This is a genomic window from Saccharopolyspora kobensis (assembly GCF_900108315.1).
GTDB classification, from domain to species: domain Bacteria; phylum Actinomycetota; class Actinomycetes; order Mycobacteriales; family Pseudonocardiaceae; genus Saccharopolyspora; species Saccharopolyspora kobensis.
The window spans coordinates 1,623,391-1,643,896 of the sequence record NZ_FNVB01000002.1; the positions used below are offsets into that span (position 1 = coordinate 1,623,391).

Below are 20,506 nucleotides of genomic sequence, written 5' to 3' on the forward strand. Positions count from 1 at the left end.
AGGCTGGCACACTCGGCCGGGTGCGGCACCTCGCAACCGCCTCCGCGCTGTTCCGCGCCTCGCACCCGCTGCCAGCGCTGGCGGTCACCGCGATCGCCGCTGGGCTGGCCGCGGCGGTGGGCGGTGCACCGCTCTGGGTGGCCGCTGCGGTGCTGCCCGGGCAGTTGTCCGTCGGCTGGCTCAACGATCTCGTCGACGCCGATCGCGATGCCCAGGTCGGGCGGCCCGGCAAGCCGGTGGCGAGCGGTGCCGTTTCGCGACGTGCGGTGCTGGTCGCGGTGGCCCTCTCCGCGCTGGCAGCGGTGGTGCTGTCGCTGCCCTTCGGCGTCGCCGCGACGGCGGCGCACCTGGTCGCGCTGGCATCGGCGTGGGCTTACGACCTGGGGCTGAAGGCCACCGCGTGCTCGGTGCTGCCCTACGCCGTCTCCTTCGGACTGCTGCCCGTGTTCGTGACGCTGGGCAGCGATATGGCACCGCCGTCGTGGCTGGTACCGGCCGCGGCGCTGCTGGGCGCGGCGGCGCACTTCGTGAACGTGCTGCCGGATCTCGCCGACGACGCCGCCACCGGTGTGCGCGGGTTGCCGCACCGGCTCGGTGCGGTGAAAAGCACTGCGGTGGCGGCAGTTCTGGTGCTCGCCACCGCCGCGCTGCTCGTGCTCGGTCCCATCGGCCGCTCCGCCGGTCTGCTGCTGCTCGCGCTGGCGGTGGCGCTGCTGAGCACCGGACTCGTGCTGGGGCGCCGTCCCGGGTCACGCGCTGCGTTCCGCGCCGTCATCCTCGTGGCGCTGCTCGACGTAGCCGTCCTGCTGGGCAGCGGGATCCCGCCGGGCTGAGCACTATCCACTCCGGACGGTGCCGGTGAAGGTGGCGAAGGCGATGATGTTGTCGCGGTAGCTGCGCGCGGTGCTGTCGAACGAACCACCGCAGGTGATCAACCGGAGCTGCGGATCGGTGGTGTCGCCGTAGACCTCGTCGGCCGGGAAGCCGTGCTTGGGTTCCTGCGCCATCCGGTGCACCACGAACCGGGCGACCTGCCCGTCCTGCCGACCGACCAGGACCTCGTCACCGGGCCGCAGCTCGCGCAACCGCGCGAAGATCCCGTCCTCGCCGTCGCCGTTGACGTGCCCCAGCACGACGGCCGGGCCGATCTCACCGGGAGTCGGGCTGTACTCGTACCAACCGGCCTGCATCGGTTCGTGCACCGACGGCAGCTCGACCGTCCGGTCGGGGTTGAGGCCCAGCGGCAGCAGCGTGGAGCGCGCGCCGATCCGGGGTATCTCGATCCAGGTCGGCGGCGACTGCGCCAGCGCCGTCGCGGCGTGCACCTGCTGCGGTGCGGTAGCGCCGAGGTCCAAGGGTGGCTCGGCCGCCGAACATCCCGCCAGCGCCACGGAGAGCGTGACGGCCACGAGGACCGGGGCGGTCGCGACAGCACGACCGCCCCGGTTCCCCCGTGCACGGGTGGGCACGTTCATCCCGGACGCCTCAGTTCGCGCCCGCACGCCGACGGCGCAGCGCGACCGCGGCGCCGCCACCGGCGACGGCGATCGCTGCCGCGGCGCCGAACGCCGCCGAGCCGAAGCCGGATTCGGCCGGGCCGCCACCGGTTTCCGGAGCACCGACCGGACGTTCGGAGACCTGCGCCGTCTTCTCCCGCACCGGCGAGGCGGTGGGCTCCTCCTTCGGCGGCTCGACCGGCCGGCTCTGCTCCGCCGCCGGGGTCTTCTCGTCCACCGGAGCCGGGACGGGCTTCTGCTCCTCGGCCACCGGGGCGGTCTTCGGCTCGTCGGCCCAGCCGACCGCGGCGGTCAGCGGCAGCGCGGTGGCCCCGAGCAGCGCGGCGGCGGCGACGGTACGCCCAAGCTTCATGTTGCGTCCTCTCGTTCGGTCCGGGAGATCCGGACGAGGACCAGCTTGGAGCGCGGTTTTCAAGATCCCGTCTGCCCGATGTGAAGAACCTGTTCGGATTCCGCCGCGCCGCGCGAGATGTGAAGAAGCCGTTCAGATGCGGTGTCCGGAGCACCGCGGTGCACCGGCGGGGGCGATAATGCGCCGCGTGAGCGCACACGTGCTGGTCGCCGAGGACGACCCCAAGCAGGCCGAACTCATCCGGCGCTACCTCGAACGCGACGGCCACCAGGTGGTCGTGGTCGGCGACGGCCGGGCGGCGATCGACGAAGCGCGGCGGCGCCTGCCCGACCTGGTCGTGCTCGACGTGATGATGCCCAAGGTGGACGGCCTCGACGTGTGCCGCGTCCTGCGCGCCGAGTCCGACGTGCCGATCGTGCTGCTGACCGCGCGGACCACCGAGGACGACGTGCTGCTCGGCCTCGACCTCGGTGCCGACGACTACATCACCAAGCCCTACAGCCCGCGCCAGCTCGCTGCCCGCGTGCGCGCGATCCTGCGGCGGGTGCGGCGGGTGCAGGACCGCGGCCACCAGCCGCTGCGCGTCGGTGACCTGGTGGTGGACCAGCAGCGGCACGAGGTGCTGCTGGCCGGCGCCGAGCTCGACTGCACGCCTGCGGAGTTCCGGATGCTGGCGGTGCTGGCCGCCGAACCCGGCCGGGCCTTCACCCGCGGGCAGCTGCTCAGCCAGGCCTTCGGGATGGACAAGTTCATCACCGAGCGCACGGTGGACGTGCACGTGATGAACCTGCGCCGCAAGCTCGAACCCGATCCCCGCCGGCCGGTCCGGCTGCTCACCGTCTACGGCGTCGGTTACAAGCTGCAGGACTGCCCCGATGGCACGCCGGCATAGCCTGCTGGCCCGGCTGCTGGCCATGTCGGTGGTGGTGGCCGGGTGCTCGATCGGGGCGACCGCGTGGCTGGCCGCGCAGAGCACCAGCGGGGCGATCAACCAGGAGATCGGCGAGAGCCTGGCCACCGATGCCACCATCTACGACGCGCTGCTGGGCTACGCGGCCGGGCATCCGCAGTGGTCCGGGGTGCAGGAGGTGGTGACCGAGCTCTCCGAGCGCACCGGGCGCCGCATCACGCTCACCACCCAGGCGCGGGTCCCGATCGCCGATTCCGGGGATCCGCAGGACACCCAGCTGCCGCGGACGCCATCGGCCGTGGTCGACCCGCTCGCCGTCGATCCGGTGCTCAAGCCCGGCGCCGCGATCGACCCGCGGGCCGTCGGCCCCTACCAGCTGACCGCCGCCGAACGCGCGAAACTGGCCACCGAGGCGCAGAACCAGCTCGGCTGCCTGCGGCGGAGCGGCTCGGACGGCCGGATCGTCGAGCTGCCCAACGGGCGTTCGACGGTCGAGATCATCGCTGCCGAACCGCAGCAGAAGCGCTCGCGGTCGGCGGGCGCGCCGGCCGATCCGCCGAGAGCGGTGCCCGCCGAGGTCGCGGCACCGGAGACGTCGGTCCCCGTGACTCCGCCGCTGGATTGCCGGGCACCGACGACGACCACCGAAACCGAGCGCACCGCCAACGCCGAGCTGCTGGAACTGGCCAACGCCTGCTTGACCAGGCAGGGCGCGGACCCGCTGCCCACCGAGGCGGCCGAGACGACGTGGCCGAACGGGCTGCGCGCCGCACCGGAGGACCAGCGCTGCGCGGACGCCGCCCGCCGCGAGCAGCTCGGCGCCTACGTCTCGCCCGCGGCGCAGCTTTTCATCACCAGACCGGGCACCGACCAGGCCGCCACCGATCTGTCCACTGTGGGCATTTCGCGGATCGCGTGGACGGCGCTGGTGGTGCTGGTGCTCACCGTCGGCATGACCGCGCTGGCCGCCAGCCGCCTGGTCCGCCCGATCGACGCCATCACCGCAGCGGCCAGGCGGATGGGCGGCGGCGACCGCTCGGCGCGGGTGCGCACCCGCGCGCGCGGCGAGATCGGCGAGCTGGCCGCGGCGTTCAACGCGATGTCCGAACAGGTCGAACGCACCGAGCAGCAGCGCAAGACGATGGTCAGCGACATCGCGCACGAGCTGCGCACCCCGCTGGTCAACGTGCGCGGCTGGCTGGAAGCCGCGCAGGACGGCGTGGCAACCCTCGACCAGCCGCTGGTGGCCTCGCTGCTGGAGGAGACGCTGCTGCTGCAGCACCTCATCGACGACCTGCAGGACCTGGCGCTCGCCGATGCCGGGAAGCTGCGCGCCCACCTCGAACCCGTGCACCTGGGCGCGATCCTGGAACAGGTCGCCGCCGCGCACCGCGGCCGGGCCGAGGCCGGTGGCATCGAGCTGCGCGCGAGCGCCGAAGGCGATCCCGACCTGGCCGCCGACCCGACGCGGCTGCGCCAGGCGCTGGGCAACCTGGTCTCCAACGCGCTGCGGCACACGCCTGCGGGCGGGCTCGTCGAGCTGCGGGCACGCCGGGCGGCCGACGAGGTGATCATCGAGGTCAGCGACACCGGGGTCGGCATCCCGGCCGAATCGCTGCCGCACGTCTTCGACCGCTTCTGGCGGGCCGAGAAGTCCCGCGGCCGGCACGGCGGCGGCAGCGGCCTCGGGCTGGCGATCACGCACCACCTGGTCGAGGCGCACGGCGGTAGCATCGAAGTGCGCAGCACCGTCGGCGTCGGCACGACGTTCACCATCCGCCTCCCGGCAATGCCGTCCACAGTGGATTCGCCCGGACGGGCCACCGGCCGCTAGGCCGTTCGGCGCATTCACCCGCCGCTTCGCACTTTTCGTCTACACCTGTACCAACTTTCCGCTGTCGCCGGAGGAACCATCTCGTCGTGAAATGGTTCACACCATTTCTCGTGCTGACACTTCCCCCGAAAGGCGGCTCGATCATGACCGAGGACGAACGGCGAATCCGTCGGGCCACGTTCCTCAAGGCCGGCCTGGCCACCGCGGTCACCCTCCCCGTGGTCGCCAGCGAGGTGGTGCGCGCACCCCGCGCCGCCGCCGGAGAGCTGACTCCCACCCCGATGTGCGATGACGGGGACGACCTGACGCCCCCGCAGATGGAAGGCCCGTACTTCAAGCCGAACTCCCCCGAGCGCAGCGACCTGCGCGGCGACATGCCCGGCACGGCGCTGACCATCACCGGCGTCGTCTACAGCCGCTCCTGCGCCCCGCTGAACCGGGTGCTGCTGGACTTCTGGCAGGCCGACAACGCGGGCAACTACGACAACGTCGGCTACCGCGGGCGCGGCCACCAGTTCACCTCCACCGACGGCCGCTTCCGGCTCGACACGATCGTGCCCGGCCTCTACCCGGGCCGCACCCGGCACGTCCACGTCAAGGTCCAGGCCCCGAACCAGCGGATCCTGACCACCCAGCTGTACTTCCCGGGTGAGCCCGGCAACGACTGGGACGCGATCTTCGACCCGGCGCTGCTGATGAACGTCCAGGGCTCCAACGCCACGTTCGACTTCGTCCTCAACCTGCCCTGACCGAGGACGGACCGGGTTCGCCACCCCGGCAGCGGACTGTCCGCATCCGCCAGTCGCGCTGAGCGAACGTGACGCCATCCGGCACCCCCGACCCGTTCCCCGGTCGGGGGTGCCTTCTCGTGCTCTGCCCCCCGGGGAACGTCACCTCGGCGATCTTCACCACGGGGCTGCCCAGCGCGGTAGCAGCACCATCCGCGACCGGGATCGCTGATGCGGCATCAGCCGAGGCTCAGAACCTCTTCGTCCGCGTGCGTGCCGAACTCGGCGACGCGCGCCCCCGCGACGTGCTCGCACCGGTTGATCCGGTCGGTCCACTCCGCGTCGACGCCGCACGGCCCGCGGAGGCACGAAATTGCGCGCTGGCGGCTTTCAGACGTCGTTCGCCGAGGCATGTGCCGTGCACGAGGCAAAGCCCTCGTCGGTCCTGTTCGGACGGACGAGGGCTTTGCCGTCGGCTGTCAGCAGCCGGGAGCGCAGGGCTCCCCGTTGGCCGTGGAGCCCGCCGCCGGGAGCTCGGAGAGCTTGCGGGGTTCCGCACCATCGGTGTGCTCGGCGATCAGCTCGGTGATCAGCTTCGCGAACCTCGGGTCCGGGCCCGCCGTTCCAGCCCGGGCGAAGCCCATGCCCAGTTCCGCGGCCTTGTCCTTGGCCTCGTTGTCCAGGTCCCAGATGACCTCGAGGTGGTCGGAGATGAAACCGACCGGGCTGACCACCACCGCCTGGACGCCCTTGGCGTGCAGGTCCTCCAGGTGGTCGCAGATGTCCGGCTCCAGCCACGGCACCTGCGGCGGGCCGGAACGCGACTGCCACACCACGTCGTAGCCGTCCACCCCGACCGCCTCGGCCACCAGCCGGGCGGCTTCGGCGACCTGGCGGGAGTACCAGCGCGGCCGGCCGTCGGGGCCTTCCTGGTCGTCGGCGCGCAGCGGGATCGAGTGCGCGGTGAACACCAGCCGCGCCTGCTCGCGCTCGGCCGGGTCCAGCTCCTCGAACGCCCGGCGCACCGCGTCCGCGTTGGCCTCGACGAACAGCGGGTGGTCGAAGAACTGGCGCAGCTTCACCAGCTCCGGCGCCCGCTCGCCGACCGCTTCGCGGGCCCGGGCGATGTCCTCGTGGTACTGCTTGCAGCCCGAGTAACCGCCCCACGCCGAGGTGGCGAACACCAGCGCGCGCCGCACCCCGTCATCGGCCATCTTCGCGACGGTGTCCTCCACCATCGGGTGCCAGTTGCGGTTGCCGAAGTAGACCGGCAGCTCGCGGCCCTGCGCGGCCAGCTCGGCCTCCAGCGCGGCGATGATCTCGTGGTTGAGCCGGTTGATCGGCGACACCCCGCCGAAGTGGTGGTAGTGCTCGGCGACCTCGTCGAGGCGTTCCGGCGGAACTCCCCTGCCTCTGGTCACGTTCTCCAGGAACGGCCGGACCTCCTCGGGCCCCTCCGGTCCTCCGAACGACAGGAACAGCAACGCGTCAAAGCTCACCCGACCATGATGGCGTCGACGGCTCGGTCGCGCGCAGCCGGGGCCACCGGCTGCGCGCGAGACCACACTCAGACGCCGAGGGCGTGCACGCCGCCGTCGACCATGATCATCGAGCCGGTCGTCTTGGGCAGCCAGTCCGACAGGACCGCGCAGACCGACTTGGCCACCGGCGTCGGGTCGTTGACGTCCCAGCCGAGCGGGGCGCGGTCGCCCCAGCCGGCTTCGAGGTCGGCGAAGCCGGGGATCGACTTGGCCGCCATCGTGCGCACCGGACCCGCGGAGACGAGGTTGACCCGGATGCCCTTCGGGCCCAGCTCGCGGGCCAGGTAGCGGGAGGTCGACTCCAGCGCGGCCTTGGCCACGCCCATCCAGTCGTAGGCGGGCCAGGCCACGCGCGCGTCGAAGTCCATGCCGACGATCGAGGCGCCCTCGCCCAGCAGCGGCAGGGTGGCGGTGGACAGCGACTTCAGCGAGTACGCCGAGACCTCCAGCGCGGTGGAGACGTCCTCCCACGGCGCGGCCAGGAAGTCACCGCCCAGGCACGACGCCGGGGCGAAGCCGATGGAGTGCAGCACGCCGTCGAGACCGTCGACGTGCTCGCGGACCCGCTCGGCCAGGCCGTCCAGGTGCTCGGTGCTGGTGACGTCCAGCTCGATCACCGGCGCGGGCTTGGGCAGCCGGGTCGCGATGCGCTGCACCAGGCTCATCCGGCCGAACCCGGTGAGCACCACCTCGGCGCCCTGCTCCTGGGCGACCTTGGCCGCGTGGAACGCGATCGACGCGTCGGTGATCACGCCGGTGATCAGAATCCGCTTGCCTTCGAGCAAACCGCTCACGAAATCCTCCGCTGTGCTTTCTTCCACCAGGTGCGCGGGCACCCGGGACTGCCGCCGCGCGCGGCCACTGCGGGCGCGCGGCTCGAACGTTGCTGGTCAGTGGCCCATGCCGAGGCCGCCGTCGACGGGGATCACCGCGCCGGTGATGTAGGCGGCCGCATCGGAGGCCAGCCACTGCACCGTGCCCGCGACCTCTTCCGCCGCGGCGAAGCGGGCCAGCGGAATCTGGGCGAAGATCTCCTTCTTGCGCTCCTCGGACAGCGCGTCGGTCATGTCCGTGGTGACGAAGCCCGGGGCGACCACGTTCGCCGTGATGCTGCGCGAGCCCAGCTCGCGGGCGATCGAGCGGGCCATGCCGACCAGGCCCGCCTTGCTCGCCGCGTAGTTGACCTGACCGGCACCGCCGGAGAGACCGACCACCGAGGAGATGAAGATCATCCGGCCCTTGCGGTTGCGCAGCATGCTGCTGGCGGCGCGCTTGGCCACCCGGTAGGAGCCCGCCAGGTTCGCGTCGATGACCCGGCCGAACTGCTCCTCGCTCATCCGCAGCAGCAGGGTGTCGTCGGTGATGCCGGCGTTGGCCACCAGCACCTCGACCCGGCCGTGCGCGGCCTCGACCTCGTCGAAGGCCGCCGCGACCTGCTCCGGGTCGGTGACGTCGCACTGCACCCCGAACAGCCCCTTCGGTGCACCCGATCCGCGGTGCGTGACCGCGACCTTGTCCCCGGCGGCCTGGAACGCCTTCGCGATGGCCAAGCCGATGCCGCGGTTACCGCCGGTCACCAGTACGGACCGTGCCACTGTGGATCTCCCCTCGAAACGATGCCGCAAGATTCGGTTCAGCCGCGACATTATCCGTTCGTCGACGATCACCGCTCGTCGCCTCCATACAGAAAAACGGTCACCGTGTCGTGGTGCGCCTACACCCGCGGCGGCAGGCACACTGCGCTATGCAGCCGATCACCGACCCGGGAGGCGCCCGATGGCCACCCCGCCCGCTGACCTCGTCGCCGAGCTGCGCGCCGCGCTGACCGGCCCGGCCCGCTTCGACCCCGGCACCCGAGCGCTCTACGCGACCGACGCCTCCAACTACCGCCAGGTCCCGACCGGGGTGCTCTTCCCGCGCGACGAGGACGACGTGACCGCCGCCGTGGCCATCGCGCGCAGCCACGGCGTGCCGATCACCACGCGCGGGGCGGGCACCAGCATCGCGGGCAACGCCATCGGCACCGGGCTGGTCCTCGACCTCTCCCGGTACCTCGACCGGATCATCGAGATCGACGCCGACCGCGGGCTGGCCCGCGTGCAGCCGGGCGTGGTGCTGGACTCGCTGCAAGCCGCGGTGGCCGGGCACGGGCTGGCCTTCGGTCCCGACCCCTCCACGCACAGCCGCTGCACGCTCGGCGGGATGATCGGCAACAACTCCTGCGGGACGCACTCGGTGGCCTGGGGCAAGACCGTCGACAACGTGCACGCCCTGGACGTGCTGCTCTCCGACGGGACCCGGCTCGAAGTCGGTGCGACCTCCCCGGAGCGGCTCGACGAGCTGTGCGCGCGCGAGGACCGCATCGGCCGCCTGCACCGGGACCTGCGGGCCTTGCGGGACGAGGTCGCCGACGCCGTCCGCAGCTCGTTCCCCGCCCTGACCCGCCGGGTGTCGGGCTACAACCTCGACCAGCTGCTGCCGGAGAACGGCTTCCACCTGGCCCGCGCCCTGGTCGGCACCGAGGGCGGCTGCGCGATCGTGCTGGGCGCGACCGTGCAGCTGGTGTCCGCCCCGGCGGCGCGGGCCCTGACCGTGCTCGGGTTCTCCGACACCTACGCCGCGGCCGACGAGGTCCCCCGGCTGCGCGGGCTGGGTGCGCTGGCCATCGAAGGACTCAGCTCGGAGCTCGTCGACGTGGTGCGGCAGCGCAACCCCGCCTCGCCCGCGCTGCCGCTGCTGCCCGGCGGGCGCAGCTGGCTGCTGGTGGAGACCGGCGGAGCGGATCCCGGCGAGGCCGAAGCCGCGGCGGCCGACATCGTCCGCGCGATGGGCGAGCGCGCGGAGCACGTCGTGCACACCGATCCGGCGCGGATCGCGGCGCTGTGGAAGATCCGCGAGGAGGGCTCCGGCTACTCGACCAGGATGGCCGGTTCGGAGCGTTCCTCGGGCTGGGAGGACGCCGCCGTCCCGCCCGAGCGGCTGGGTTCCTACCTGCGGGAGTTCGACGCGCTGCTGGCGCGGTTCGGCCGCCGCGGCGTGACCTACGGCCACTACGGCGACGGCTGCATCCACGTCCGCATCGACTTCGACCTGCTGTCGGCCCCCGGAACGGCGCAGTACCGCTCCTTCCTGGAAGCCGCCGCCGACCTCGTCGTGGCGCACGGCGGCTCGGTCTCCGGCGAGCACGGCGACGGCCAGGCCCGATCCGCGCTGCTGACCAGGATGTACCCGCCGGAGGTGATCAGGGCCTTCGAGCGGTTCAAGGCCGCCTTCGACCCGGCCGGGCTGCTCAACCCCGGGCAGATCGTGCACCCGCGGCCGGTCGACGCCGACGTGCGCCCGCTGGTGGCCCCGGCCCGGATCCCGACGCGCACCGCGCTGGCGCTGCACGCCGACTCCGGCGACCTCGCCGCCGCGACCCGCCGCTGCGTCGGCATGGGCAAGTGCCTGAACACCACAGGCGGGGTGATGTGCCCGAGCTACCGGGCGACCCGCGAGGAGAAGCACTCCACCCGCGGCCGCGCCCACCTGCTGTTCGAGATGCTGGCCGGCCGCGTCATCAAGGGCGGCTGGCGCTCGCCGGAGGTTCGCGAAGCGCTCGACCTGTGCCTTTCCTGCAAGGGCTGCAAGTCCGACTGCCCGGTCGACGTCGACATGGCCACCTACAAGGCCGAGTTCCTGCACCACCACTACCGGCGCAGGCCGCGCCCGGCCGCGCACTACTCGATGGGCTTCCTCCCGCTGTGGCTCAAGCTCGGCCAGCACGCCCCGCAGCTGGTCAACCGGGTGCTCTCCGGACCGCTGGCGCCGCTGCTCAAACGGCTCGGCGGGATCGACGCGCGCCGGGAAGTGCCGGAACTGGCCGCGCGAACACTACAGGCGTGGTGGTCGCAGCGGCGGGACGGCGCCACCCCACGCGTGGTGATCTTCCCGGACACCTTCACCAACCACTTCGACCCGCACATCGGCCGCGACGCGGTCGCCGCGCTCGAAGCCCTCGGCCACACCGTGGAGATCCCCGGCGAACCGGTCTGCTGCGGACTGACCTGGCACTCCACCGGACAGCTCGGCACCGCCCGCCGCGCGGTCCGCCGCACCGCCCGCACGCTGCGCCCGCTGCTGGAGCGCGGGCTGCCGGTGATCGGCCTGGAACCCAGCTGCACCGCGTTCCTGCGCAACGACGCGCTGGAACTCGCCCCGGGTGACCTCGACGTGGCCGCCCTGGCCGCGGCGACCCGCACCTTCGCCGAATGGGTCGAACCGACCCGCGACCGGTGGCAGCTCCCGGAGCAGGACCGGGAAGCGCTGGTGCAGGTCCACTGCCACCAGCACGCCGACCTCGGGTTCACCGCCGACCGGGCCACGTTGGCCGCCACCGGGACGCGCGCGCACGTGCTCGACGCGGGATGCTGCGGACTGGCGGGCAACTTCGGTTTCGAACGCGGTCATCACGACGTCTCGATCGCCTGCGCCGAACAGGGCCTGCTCCCGGCCGTCCGCGCTGCCGCACCGGGCACCGACGTCGTCGCCGACGGGTTCAGCTGCCGCACCCAATTGCGCCAGACGGCCGGTGTCGAACCCGTGCACCTGGCCACCCTCGTCGCCCGCGCCCTCGACCGGGCCCAGCGGTGACAGAACCGACAGCCACCCGGGAATGCCGCGCCGGGCGCGCGGTGTTGTCCCGGTAACCACCGTCTGAAGGGAATCCACATGGCAACGGTCGAGCTCACCAAGGACAACTTCGACGAGGTCGTGCAGGACAACGGCTTCGTGATCATCGACTTCTGGGCGTCCTGGTGCGGCCCCTGCCGGCAGTTCGCCCCGGTCTTCGACCGCGCCTCGGACAAGCACGAGGACATCACCTTCGCCAAGGTCGACACCGAGGCCCAGCCGGAGCTGGCCGGCGCGTTCAAGGTCCAGTCCATTCCGACGCTGGCCGTGATCCGCGAGAACGTGCTGGTCTTCCAGCAGCCGGGCGCGCTGCCGGAGAACGTCTTCGACGACCTCATCGGCCAGGCCCGCGACCTGGACATGGAAGAGGTCAAGCAGAACGCCACCAGCTGACCCTGCTTCCCACGCAACTTCCATTGAAATTAGAGCTTCAATTTCAATGGAAGTTGCGCATTGTCGGCGTGTTGGGTGCCGACACTCCGATGGATGCGGTGGACCACCGCGATTTCAATGGAAATCGCGGACGTTCAGAAGCCCGGGTCCACCGATTCGCCGACGGCGGCGTGCACCACGCCGGGCAGGTTGCTGATCTGCCCGACCAGCTCCTTCACCGGTGTCTTCCCGCGCAACCGCAGCGCGACCACCGCGGTGCGCTGCTGCTCGTCGTCGGTGTCCTCCCGCTCGACCTCCAGGTCCATCACCGTCCAGCCGCTGCTGGTGCACAGGGTCAGGACGCTGCGCAGCACCCCGTGGCCGTCGAGGTAGCCGATCCGCAGCACCTGCGGCTCGCGCAGCGACCTGCGCAGCAGGTGCAACAGCCACGGGTAGCCGAGGACCACCAGGAAGTGCACGGCCGTGGTCGCCGCCGCCAGCACCACCAGCCCGCTGCCGCAGGCCATCCCCACCGCGGCCACCACCCACACCGTCGCCGCCGTGGTCAGCCCGCGCACCGCGTCGCGGCGCACGAAGATCAGCCCGCCACCGATGAACCCGATGCCGGAGACGATCTGCGCGGCCACCCGCGACGGATCCAGCGACACCCGGTCGAAGGCCAGCAGATCGCCGAAACCGTACTTGGACACCAGCATGAACAGCGCCGCACCGACCCCGACCAGGGCGTGCGTGCGCATCCCGGCGCTCTTGGCCCGGATCTCCCGCTCCAGCCCGATCACGCTCGAGAACAGCAGCGCGGTCCCCAGCTCGATCAGCAGCGGGATCTCACCGAGGCCCGCCACCACGGCGTCCGACGACATTCCTGGAACGTAGCACCGCGCGTGTCAGGTCACGATCGCCGCGGGCGCCGGGCCAGGTAGACGACCGCGGGCGGCAGGTTGCGCCACACCGTGCGGCTGATCACCGTCTCCTCGAACTCCGCGCGCAGGTCCGCCAGCTGACGGCGAGCCGGTGGCGCCCACCGCGTCCAGGTGTAGGCGAACTGCGTGAGCACCCCGTCCGGCGCCAGCGAATCGGCGACCAGCCGGATCAGCGGCACCCCGTCGACCGGCGCGTGCGCCACCCAGGGCAGACCGCTCACCACGACGTCGGCCCGCAACTCCCGCTCGCGCAGCAGCGCCGGGAGTTCCCGGGCGTTCGCGCACACCGACTCCACACCCGGGAACCGCTCCCCCAGCCGCGCCGCCCACCGCGAGTTGAGCTCCAGCGCCAGGTGGTGCCCGCGTCCGCCGAGCCTGCGCTGGATCACCTCGGTGAACGCACCGGTCCCGGGCCCGAGTTCGACCACCACCGGGTCACCGCGGTGCGGGATGGGCGCCACCATCTGCTCGGCGAGCGCCCGCGAGCTGGGCCCGACCGCGGCGGTCGTGGTCGGCGACTTGACGAACTCCCACAGAAAACCCGCTGCCGTTCCCACCTGCGCCACTCCGATCACCGCCCGACCCCGTGCCCGCTCGAGCATCGCGGAGCCGGTCGGCGTCCGGGATTCCGCTAGGTGACCACCGGCGCAACTCGGCGCCAACACTTGCTCACGGCAGCCTGCGACCGGTGAACATGGAGACCCCGGCGGCGATGATCGCGGTGAGCGTGCCCAGCACCAGCCACGGCTTGCTGGCATCGGTGTGCTTGGTCTCGTAGCCGATCTGCTCGCCCAGCGTGGCGTAGACCTCGCGGAGCTGCTCGGCGCTGGCCGCCTTGTGGAACTCGCCGCCGGAGAGCTTCGCGATCTCCTGCATCGCCTCGTCGTCGACCTCGACCAGCTCCTGCTGGCCCTGGATCTCGATGCTGCCGTGCCTGGTGCCGAAGGAGATCGTGGAGATCGGAACGCCGATCTTGCGCGCCTCCCGCGCCTTCGTGTAAGCACCGCGCGGGGCGTCCATGTCGCGCGGGATCGTCTGACCGCCGTCGGCCATCAGCACGATCCGCGCGGGCGGGGCCCCGGCCGGGCCGCCGACCATCTTGCCGAAGGAGTCGATGGCCTGCATCGAGGCGTTGATGCCGTCACCGGTGGCGGTGGCCTCGGCCAGCTTGAGGCTGTCGATGGCCTGCTTGACGCCCGCCCGGTCGGTCGTGGGCATCACCAGCACGGTCGCGGTGCCCGCGAAGGACACCAGCCCGAGGTTGATGCCCGGCGTCAGCTTGTCGGCGAACTCCTTGGCCGCGACCTTCGCCGCCTCCAGCCTGCTGGGCTCGACGTCGGTGGCCTTCATCGACAGCGACACGTCGATGGTCAGCATCACCGTGGCCCGGTTGCGCGGGATGCGCTGCTCCGCGGTGGGGCCCATCAGCGCCACCGTGAGCATGATCAGCGCCACCGCGAGCATGGCGGGCGGCACGTGCTTCCACCAGCCCTGCCGCCGGGCGGCGACCTGGTCGAGCACCTCCAGGTTGCTGAACCGCACCGTGTCCCGGCGGCGGCGCCGCATCGCCCACAGGTAACCGGCGACCAGCGCCGCGACCACGAACAGCAGCAGGAACCACCAGGGAGCGGTGAATCCCGACAAACTCAACATCAAGAAGCTCCTCCGGACCAACCGCGCTTGCGGGCCACCACGAACCGCACGACGTCGGCGATCCAGTCCGAATCCGTCCGCAACACCAGGTGCGCGCAACCGGCGCGGCGCAGGACCGCCGCCACCTCCTCGCGGTGCGCCGCGGCCGCCGCGGCGAACTCCTTGCGCAGCACCGGGGTGGTGTGCACCTCCCGCTGCTTGCCGGTTTCCGGATCCGACAGCAGCACCGTGCCCACGTCGGGCAACTCCACGTCGCGCGGGTCCAGCACCTCCACGGCCAGCAGCGAGTGCCGGGAGCCCAGACCGCGCAGCGCCCGCTGCCAGTCCGTCGGGCCGAGGAAGTCCGAGACCACGACCGCCAGCCCGCGCCGGCGCGGCGGGCGGCGCAGCGCCTCCAGCAGCCGGGAGAGGTCGCCGCGCGTGCCTTCTTCAGCTCGCGGTGTGCCGGCCGCCTTCCGCAGCAGCGCTCGCGCGTGCGCCGCGCCACCGCGCGCCGGCACCCGCACCGGGCCGGTGCCGTTGTCCAGCACGGCTCCGATCCGGTTGCCGCCGCCGCTGGTCAGGAACACGACCGCGGCCAGCGCCGCGACGGCCAGCTCGCGCTTGTCGCAGGCCGCCGAACCGAAGTCCAGGCTGGGCGATAGGTCCATCGCGACCCAGGTCTCCAGCTCCCGGTCGGCGACCGTCTGCCGGATGTGCGGTTCGGCGGTGCGGGCGGTGACCGCCCAGTCCATCCGCCGCACGTCGTCGCCGGGCTGGTATACGCGCGCCTCCCCCGGCTCGGTGCCCGGCCCGGGCACCAGTCCGAGGTGGTTGCCCTGCAGCAGGCCGTCCAGCCGGCCGCGCACGCTCAGCTCCAGCGACTTCAGCGCCGCTTCCATCCGCCCGGTGTCCAGCGACGGAGGCGCCCAGCTGGGGCGGTCCCCACTCGTCGGTTGAGCGGCTGCCGGCACGCCCTGGCTCCTCACTGGTGCGGGTTGGGCGCGTGCTGCGGCTGGCCGTAACCGGGCCCGCCGACCGGGGCGGGCGCGGGCGGACCGGCCTGCGGGCGGGCCGAGACCTGCGGCAGCGGCACGGTCTGCAGCACCCGGTTGACGATGTGCTCCACCGGGATGCCGTCGGCCAGCGCGTCGTAGGAGAGCACCAGCCGGTGCCGCAGCACGTCCGGCACCACGTCCACCACGTCCTGCGGAAGCACGTAGTCGCGCCCGCGCACCAGCGCCAGGGCCCGCGAGGCGGCGATGATGCCCAGGCTGGCGCGCGGCGAGGCGCCGTAGGAAACCCAGCCCGCGATGTCGGAGAGGCCGTGCTCGTTGGGCAGCCGGGTGGCCACCACCAGGCGCACCACGTAGTCGACCAGCGCGTGGTGCACGAACACCGAGGCGGCCACCTTCTGCAGCCGGATCAGCTCGTCCGGGTTGAGCACCGCGTTCGGCTCCGGGGCCGCCACGCCCATCCGGTAGATGATCTCCCGCTCCTCCTCCGCGGTGGGGTACTCGACCGGGAGCTTGAACAGGAAGCGGTCGCGCTGCGCCTCCGGCAGCGGGTAGACGCCCTCGTTCTCGATCGGGTTCTGGGTGGCCAGCACCAGGAACGGGGAGGGCATCGGGTAGCTCTGGCCGCCGATGGAGACGTGCCGCTCGGCCATCACCTCCAGCAGCGCCGACTGGACCTTCGCCGGAGCGCGGTTGATCTCGTCGGCCAGCACGAAGTTGGCCAGCACGGGACCGAGCTCGACGTCGAAGCGCTCGCTGCCCTGCCGGTAGATGCGGGTGCCGAGGATGTCCGCGGGCACGAGGTCGGGGGTGAACTGCAGGCGCGAGAAGCTGCCGCCGACGACGCGCGCGAAGGTTTCGACCGCGAGCGTCTTGGCCACGCCGGGAACGCCTTCCAGCAGGATGTGGCCCTTGGCCAGCAATCCGGTCAGCACCCGCTCCACGAGCCGGTCCTGCCCGACGATCACCCGCTTGACCTCGAACACGGTGCGTTCGAGCAGCTGCGCATCGCGCGCCGGAGTGCTCACCTGGTCCGCCGGACGCGCCGCCGCGGCTCCGGCGCCCCCGCTCTCACCGTTGCCGGCCTCGGTCACTTCTCCCAGCCTCCTGTCGTCGGTCCGGCCGTTCCCGGCCGATCAAGATCCTGGCACGTCCCCGCCGCGCGACCGCGCGGGGGCACTGCGCCGACCCCACCCAACCCCACAGCCGGTATGACCCCGGTAAAGCGGCCGACCGGAGGATTGATTTCGCTCAACACTGAACTCATCGAGCGCGCTGATCGAAGAGGGCGCCGCGGGGTGCCGGGACGAGCGCTCCTCATTCGCTCGTGCCGTGCGCCCTGCGGAGATCCTCCGGTGTGTCCACATCGGAGGCTTCGGCCTCGACCGCCCGTACGGTCAGCGGAGCCAGCGGGGCGAGGACCGCGCGGAGCGGGCGGTTCCGGACGTCGGCGGGCATCGCCTCGCGCAGCGCACCCGCACGCCACACCCCCACCAGCCATTGCAGGCGTTCGCCGGGATCGCTGAGCACTGCTCCGGCGGCCTCCGGGACCGCGCGCAGCGCGTCGAGCAGTCTGGTGATCGTTGCCGGTGTCAGGTGCGGGTGATCCCCGGCGAGGACCGCGACGACGCGCGTTTCCAGCGGGAGCTGCGCCAATCCGGCTTGGAGCCCGGCCAGCGGGCCGCCGCTCGGCGGGTCCTCCGCCGTCCAGCGCACCGGCCGGGCCGTGGTGCGAGGCGGGCCGACCACGACCAGCGGGTCGGCGGCCGCGACCGCGTCCAGCGTGCGATCGAGCAGGGTCCGGCCTCCTATCGGCAGCAGGAGCTTGTCCACGCCGCCCAGCCGACGCGCCCGGCCACCTGCCAGCACCACCGCCGCGAATTCCGCCACACCGCAATGCTTCCAGCAGCCGGACGCCCTCCACCATCCGGCCCGCGCGCGCTGCCGATGCTGGTACGGTTCGCGCCGTGGAGTGCTACGCGGCTACCCGCACTCGCAGCTGAGAGACGCCCAGACCGCCGTTGTCCGGCCCGGACAGCGGCGCCGCTCGTGCTCTCAGCGAAAGGCACATCCACCATGGACATCCGTCCACTCGATCCCGCGGATCTCCCCGCTCTGCTCGACCTGGCCGTGACCGCGTTCGGGCCGTTCTTCGAGGACTCGTTCCGCCCGCACGTCGGCGAAACCGTCTTCGCCAACCGCCACGGCGACTGGCGGGCGGACTACCGCCGGCACCTCGCCGGCCTGCACGACCCGGACGGTGGGAAGTTCGCCGCCGTCGCCCGGGAGGACGGTCAGGTGACCGGGTTCGTCGGCTGGATCCTCCAGGAGACCGAACGGCACGGTGAGATCGACATCCTGGCCGTCTCCCCGGCGCACCGGCGGCTCGGCATCGGCGCCGCGCTCGCCGAACACGCCATGGCGCACATGCGCGCCGCGGGCGCGGAGGTGATCTCGATCAGCACCGGCGGGGACGACTTCCACGCTCCGGCTCGGGCGCTGTACGAATCGCTCGGCTTCACACCGTTCCCGAACGTCAGCTACACGAAGGCGGTGTGAAGCACCGAGGGCGGGCCGCGCGGCCCGCCCTCCGGTCAGAGCATGCGGACCGCGTACGGGGCGATGCCGCCGTAGCGCACCGACGTCACGCGGACCCGCGAACCCGAGTACGGCGCTTCCACCATCTTGCCGTTGCCCAGGTACAGGGCCACGTGGTGGATCCGGCCGCGGGTCTGCCAGAACAGCATGTCGCCGCGGCGCATCTGCGACAGCGGCACCCGGCGCCCGGACTGGTACTGGTAGCCGCTGTAGTGGTCGAGCGAGATCCCGGCGCCGGCGAACGCGTAGATCATCAGCCCGGAGCAGTCGAAACCGGTCTTGGCGTAGTCGCCGTAGGAGTCGGCCACTCCCCCGTCGCGGATGCCGCGCGTCGGCCCGCGCGAGTTGCCGCCGCCCCAGGCGTACTGCACGCCGAGCTGGGACAGGGCCCGGCTGATCACCACCTCGACCGACCGGCCGCTGGCCGGGGCCGCTGGCCGCGCCGGAACGTGGGAGCCGGTCGACTGGGTGGCGGCCTGGGCGGCGGCCTGCGCGGCAGCCGCCTCCTCGCGCTCCTTGTCGGCCAGCCAGTCCTGGTACTGACCGCGCTGCTGCTCCAGGCCGGACACGTGCGAGCGGGCCTCGGCCAGCTGCGCCTCGACCCCGGACTTGTCGGTCTCCAGCCGCCGGGCCTGGTCGGCCTGGGCGTTCTGGGCGGTGACCGCCGCCCGCTCGGCCGCCTCCGCCGCGCGGCGGGCCTCGTCGGCCTCCTGCCGCTTGGCCTCGGCCTCCTCCAGCGCGGCCCGGGCCAGCGAGTCCTTGTTGACCTTCTCCACCCGGGCGCGTTCCAGGTCGTCCTGCACGTCGAGCTCGGACTTGCTGATCACGTCCAGGAACAGCGCCCGGTCGAGCACGTCCTGCGGCGTCCGGGAACCGACGAACGCCGTCGCCGAGCCGACCTGGCTGCCCTGCCGGTAGCTGCCCGCCACGAACCGGTCCACGCGCCGGCGCTGCTGCTCGATGTGCTGGGCGGCCACGCCCGCCTCGACGGCGGCCGATTCCGCGGCGCGGCGGGCGTCGTCGTAGGCGTTCTCGGCCCGGCCCAGGTCGACGCGCGCCTTGTTCGCGTCCTCCATCTTGACCTCGACCTGCGCCTGCAGGTCGAGCAGCCGGGATTCCGCCTCGGCCAGCCGGTTCGCCAGTTCGCCGACCTGCCCGGCCACCTGCTGCGACCGCGCGCGACCGGCCTGGAGCTCGGCGTCGCTGGGGTTCGGCGGCGGTGGCGGCACCGCCGCGCCGACGCCCGGAGTCGCCGCCCCGAGGGCGACGAGCAGCGCGATGGCGGCGGTTCTACGCACGTTTCGACTTCCTGGCACGACCGTCACCTCCGGCTGGTACGCCCATTCAGCGGTCATTCATTGGGCTGAATGGGCCACACGACGGCCTCAAACTTTGCCACTTTCGTCCCTATCGCACCACTGGGACCGCTGACGACATGCGCAACATCAGCCACACGGGTCACGACTGCTCCCAGCCATTGGGATGATGACGCTCAGTGATCGACCAGGGCTCAGGACCAGGTGCTCGGGTCGCCCCAGGTGTGCAGCGGGCGGGTCGGTTCGACCAGCGGGGCGCCGACCAGTCCGGGCAGCACCTCGTCCAGCGGGTCGCGGAGGACCGCCGCGGCCAGCTCGTCGTAGGGCGTCGGTTCGGCGTTGCAGATGATCAGCTCGGCACCGGCCTTGACGGCGAGCTCGGCGAGACCGGCCGCCGGGTGGACGGTCAGCGAGGTACCGGCGGCGAGGAACAGGTCGCAGTCCAGCGCGGCGCGCTGGGCGGTCCGGATCACGTCGGGATCCAGCGACTGGCCGAAGGAGACGGTGGCGGACTTGAGGATGCCGCCGCAGGACCGGCAGGGCGGATCGGATTCCCCGGCGGCCACCCGTTCCAGGGTCGCGGCCATCGGGCCGACCGCACCGCAGTCCAGGCACACCACCTGGAAGATCGTGCCGTGCAGCTCCAGCACCTTGTCCGGGTCCAGTCCGGCGCGCTGGTGCAGCTCGTCGATGTTCTGGGTCAGCAGCGCGCGGAGCCGCCCGGAGCGGTCGAGGTCGACGAACGCGCGGTGCGCGGCGCTGGGTTCGGCGTGCCAGGCCGGGTGCTCGGCGCGGTTGCGCCACGCCTGCTCGCGCACCCGCGGGTCGGCGACGTAGCTGTCGATGTCGGTGAGGCGCTGGGCCGCTGGGTTCTTGGTCCACACCCCGTTGGGGCCGCGGAAATCGGGAATGCCCGCCGAGGTCGACACCCCGGCCCCGGTCAGGGCGGTCACCCGGCGCGCTCCGCCGAACAGCTCACGCGCCCGCTGCCAATCGCCCGTGCCTCGTTGCATCACGCCTACACGGTGCCACGAAAGCCCGGGACGGGACGCCCCCGCCCGCGGTTCCCCCGATCACA

General features: G+C 72.4%; 20 protein-coding genes. 7 read left to right on the plus strand and 13 right to left on the minus strand.

Annotation, left to right across the window (positions count from 1 at the left end):
- Positions 1 to 20 precede the first annotated feature (20 nt).
- Positions 21 to 833, plus strand: a complete 813-nt coding sequence (locus C4T78_RS07380; protein ID WP_093356508.1) for a UbiA family prenyltransferase — start codon at positions 21 to 23, stop codon at positions 831 to 833.
- A 3-nt stretch (positions 834 to 836) separates the two neighbouring features.
- On the opposite strand, the gene C4T78_RS07385 is transcribed toward C4T78_RS07380, so the two are convergent.
- Positions 837 to 1,475: a class F sortase gene (locus C4T78_RS07385; protein ID WP_093356612.1), complete on the minus strand. Its 639-nt coding sequence runs from the start codon at positions 1,473 to 1,475 to the stop codon at positions 837 to 839.
- 10 nt (positions 1,476 to 1,485) lie between these two features.
- Entirely contained in the window at positions 1,486 to 1,869 is a 384-nt protein-coding gene (locus tag C4T78_RS07390; RefSeq protein ID WP_093356507.1) for a hypothetical protein, read from the minus strand.
- 187 nt (positions 1,870 to 2,056) lie between these two features.
- Here C4T78_RS07390 and C4T78_RS07395 point away from each other — a divergent pair, with 187 nt between their 5' ends.
- From C4T78_RS07395 to C4T78_RS07405, 3 genes are all read left to right on the plus strand, one after another.
- A complete protein-coding gene (locus C4T78_RS07395; RefSeq protein WP_093147162.1) occupies positions 2,057 to 2,761 on the plus strand; it encodes a response regulator in 705 nt (234 codons plus the stop codon).
- A complete protein-coding gene (locus C4T78_RS07400; protein ID WP_218161680.1) occupies positions 2,745 to 4,613 on the plus strand; it encodes an ATP-binding protein in 1,869 nt (622 codons plus the stop codon). Before C4T78_RS07395 ends, C4T78_RS07400 begins: the two co-directional genes overlap by 17 nt.
- A gap of 143 nt (positions 4,614 to 4,756) precedes the next feature.
- Complete coding sequence (locus C4T78_RS07405) at positions 4,757 to 5,362, plus strand: dioxygenase family protein (RefSeq protein ID WP_093356506.1); 606 nt, start codon at positions 4,757 to 4,759, stop codon at positions 5,360 to 5,362.
- A gap of 458 nt (positions 5,363 to 5,820) precedes the next feature.
- Here the strand turns inward: C4T78_RS07405 and C4T78_RS07410 are convergent, their stop codons facing one another.
- The 3 genes from C4T78_RS07410 to fabG form a co-directional block, all read right to left on the minus strand.
- A complete protein-coding gene (locus tag C4T78_RS07410) occupies positions 5,821 to 6,840 on the minus strand; it encodes a ferrochelatase (RefSeq protein ID WP_093356505.1) in 1,020 nt (339 codons plus the stop codon).
- A 68-nt stretch (positions 6,841 to 6,908) separates the two neighbouring features.
- A complete protein-coding gene (gene fabI / locus C4T78_RS07415) occupies positions 6,909 to 7,676 on the minus strand; it encodes an enoyl-ACP reductase FabI (protein WP_093356503.1) in 768 nt (255 codons plus the stop codon).
- A 96-nt stretch (positions 7,677 to 7,772) separates the two neighbouring features.
- Positions 7,773 to 8,477: a 3-oxoacyl-ACP reductase FabG gene (fabG, locus tag C4T78_RS07420; RefSeq protein ID WP_093356502.1), complete on the minus strand. Its 705-nt coding sequence runs from the start codon at positions 8,475 to 8,477 to the stop codon at positions 7,773 to 7,775.
- A gap of 181 nt (positions 8,478 to 8,658) precedes the next feature.
- On the opposite strand from fabG, the gene C4T78_RS07425 reads away from it, so the two are divergent.
- Both C4T78_RS07425 and trxA read left to right on the plus strand, forming a co-directional pair.
- A complete protein-coding gene (locus tag C4T78_RS07425) occupies positions 8,659 to 11,514 on the plus strand; it encodes an FAD-binding and (Fe-S)-binding domain-containing protein (protein WP_093356501.1) in 2,856 nt (951 codons plus the stop codon).
- 78 nt (positions 11,515 to 11,592) lie between these two features.
- On the plus strand, positions 11,593 to 11,946 hold the full coding sequence (trxA, locus tag C4T78_RS07430) for a thioredoxin (protein WP_093356499.1): 354 nt from the start codon (positions 11,593 to 11,595) through the stop codon (positions 11,944 to 11,946).
- Between the two features lie 134 nt (positions 11,947 to 12,080).
- Here the strand turns inward: trxA and C4T78_RS07435 are convergent, their stop codons facing one another.
- The 6 genes from C4T78_RS07435 to mobA all read right to left on the minus strand — a co-directional run bounded on the left by C4T78_RS07435 (position 12,081) and on the right by mobA (position 17,404).
- The gene (locus C4T78_RS07435) at positions 12,081 to 12,806 is read right to left on the minus strand and encodes an MgtC/SapB family protein (RefSeq protein WP_093356498.1); all 726 of its coding nucleotides are present in this window, start codon (positions 12,804 to 12,806) and stop codon (positions 12,081 to 12,083) included.
- Between the two features lie 29 nt (positions 12,807 to 12,835).
- Complete coding sequence (locus C4T78_RS07440; protein WP_093356609.1) at positions 12,836 to 13,423, minus strand: class I SAM-dependent methyltransferase; 588 nt, start codon at positions 13,421 to 13,423, stop codon at positions 12,836 to 12,838.
- 112 nt (positions 13,424 to 13,535) lie between these two features.
- The gene (locus tag C4T78_RS07445) at positions 13,536 to 14,516 is read right to left on the minus strand and encodes a VWA domain-containing protein (RefSeq protein ID WP_177241902.1); all 981 of its coding nucleotides are present in this window, start codon (positions 14,514 to 14,516) and stop codon (positions 13,536 to 13,538) included.
- Between the two features lie 2 nt (positions 14,517 to 14,518).
- Positions 14,519 to 15,400, minus strand: coding sequence for a DUF58 domain-containing protein (locus tag C4T78_RS07450; protein WP_235863749.1), 882 nt, complete (start codon positions 15,398 to 15,400; stop codon positions 14,519 to 14,521).
- An 83-nt stretch (positions 15,401 to 15,483) separates the two neighbouring features.
- A complete protein-coding gene (locus C4T78_RS07455; protein WP_093356495.1) occupies positions 15,484 to 16,608 on the minus strand; it encodes an AAA family ATPase in 1,125 nt (374 codons plus the stop codon).
- 223 nt (positions 16,609 to 16,831) lie between these two features.
- Positions 16,832 to 17,404 (minus strand): molybdenum cofactor guanylyltransferase, encoded by a 573-nt coding sequence (mobA, locus tag C4T78_RS07460; RefSeq protein ID WP_093356494.1) that lies wholly within the window; start codon positions 17,402 to 17,404, stop codon positions 16,832 to 16,834.
- Positions 17,405 to 17,590: 186 nt separating this feature from the next.
- Here mobA and C4T78_RS07465 point away from each other — a divergent pair, with 186 nt between their 5' ends.
- On the plus strand, positions 17,591 to 18,073 hold the full coding sequence (locus C4T78_RS07465; RefSeq protein ID WP_093356493.1) for a GNAT family N-acetyltransferase: 483 nt from the start codon (positions 17,591 to 17,593) through the stop codon (positions 18,071 to 18,073).
- A 35-nt stretch (positions 18,074 to 18,108) separates the two neighbouring features.
- Here the strand turns inward: C4T78_RS07465 and C4T78_RS07470 are convergent, their stop codons facing one another.
- Both C4T78_RS07470 and C4T78_RS07475 read right to left on the minus strand, forming a co-directional pair.
- Positions 18,109 to 19,410 carry an NlpC/P60 family protein gene (locus tag C4T78_RS07470; RefSeq protein WP_235863737.1) on the minus strand — a complete coding sequence of 434 codons (1,302 nt, stop codon included), beginning with the start codon at positions 19,408 to 19,410 and terminating at the stop codon, positions 18,109 to 18,111.
- 212 nt (positions 19,411 to 19,622) lie between these two features.
- Positions 19,623 to 20,441 carry an SIR2 family NAD-dependent protein deacylase gene (locus tag C4T78_RS07475; protein WP_177247728.1) on the minus strand — a complete coding sequence of 273 codons (819 nt, stop codon included), beginning with the start codon at positions 20,439 to 20,441 and terminating at the stop codon, positions 19,623 to 19,625.
- Between the last annotated feature and the right edge of the window lie 65 nt (positions 20,442 to 20,506).

Bases quoted from the DNA above. Each gene is read 5' to 3' on its own strand.
- C4T78_RS07385 (WP_093356612.1), bottom strand. From the start codon at position 1,475: ATGAACGTGCCCACCCGTGCACGGGGGAACCGGGGCGGTCGTGCTGTC.
- C4T78_RS07390 (WP_093356507.1), bottom strand. From the start codon at position 1,869: ATGAAGCTTGGGCGTACCGTCGCCGCCGCCGCGCTGCTCGGGGCCACC.
- C4T78_RS07400 (WP_218161680.1), top strand. From the start codon at position 2,745: ATGGCACGCCGGCATAGCCTGCTGGCCCGGCTGCTGGCCATGTCGGTG.
- C4T78_RS07405 (WP_093356506.1), top strand. From the start codon at position 4,757: ATGACCGAGGACGAACGGCGAATCCGTCGGGCCACGTTCCTCAAGGCC.
- C4T78_RS07425 (WP_093356501.1), top strand. From the start codon at position 8,659: ATGGCCACCCCGCCCGCTGACCTCGTCGCCGAGCTGCGCGCCGCGCTG.
- trxA (WP_093356499.1), top strand. From the start codon at position 11,593: ATGGCAACGGTCGAGCTCACCAAGGACAACTTCGACGAGGTCGTGCAG.
- C4T78_RS07435 (WP_093356498.1), bottom strand. From the start codon at position 12,806: ATGTCGTCGGACGCCGTGGTGGCGGGCCTCGGTGAGATCCCGCTGCTG.
- C4T78_RS07450 (WP_235863749.1), bottom strand. From the start codon at position 15,400: ATGGAAGCGGCGCTGAAGTCGCTGGAGCTGAGCGTGCGCGGCCGGCTG.
- C4T78_RS07465 (WP_093356493.1), top strand. From the start codon at position 17,591: ATGGACATCCGTCCACTCGATCCCGCGGATCTCCCCGCTCTGCTCGAC.
- C4T78_RS07475 (WP_177247728.1), bottom strand. From the start codon at position 20,441: ATGCAACGAGGCACGGGCGATTGGCAGCGGGCGCGTGAGCTGTTCGGC.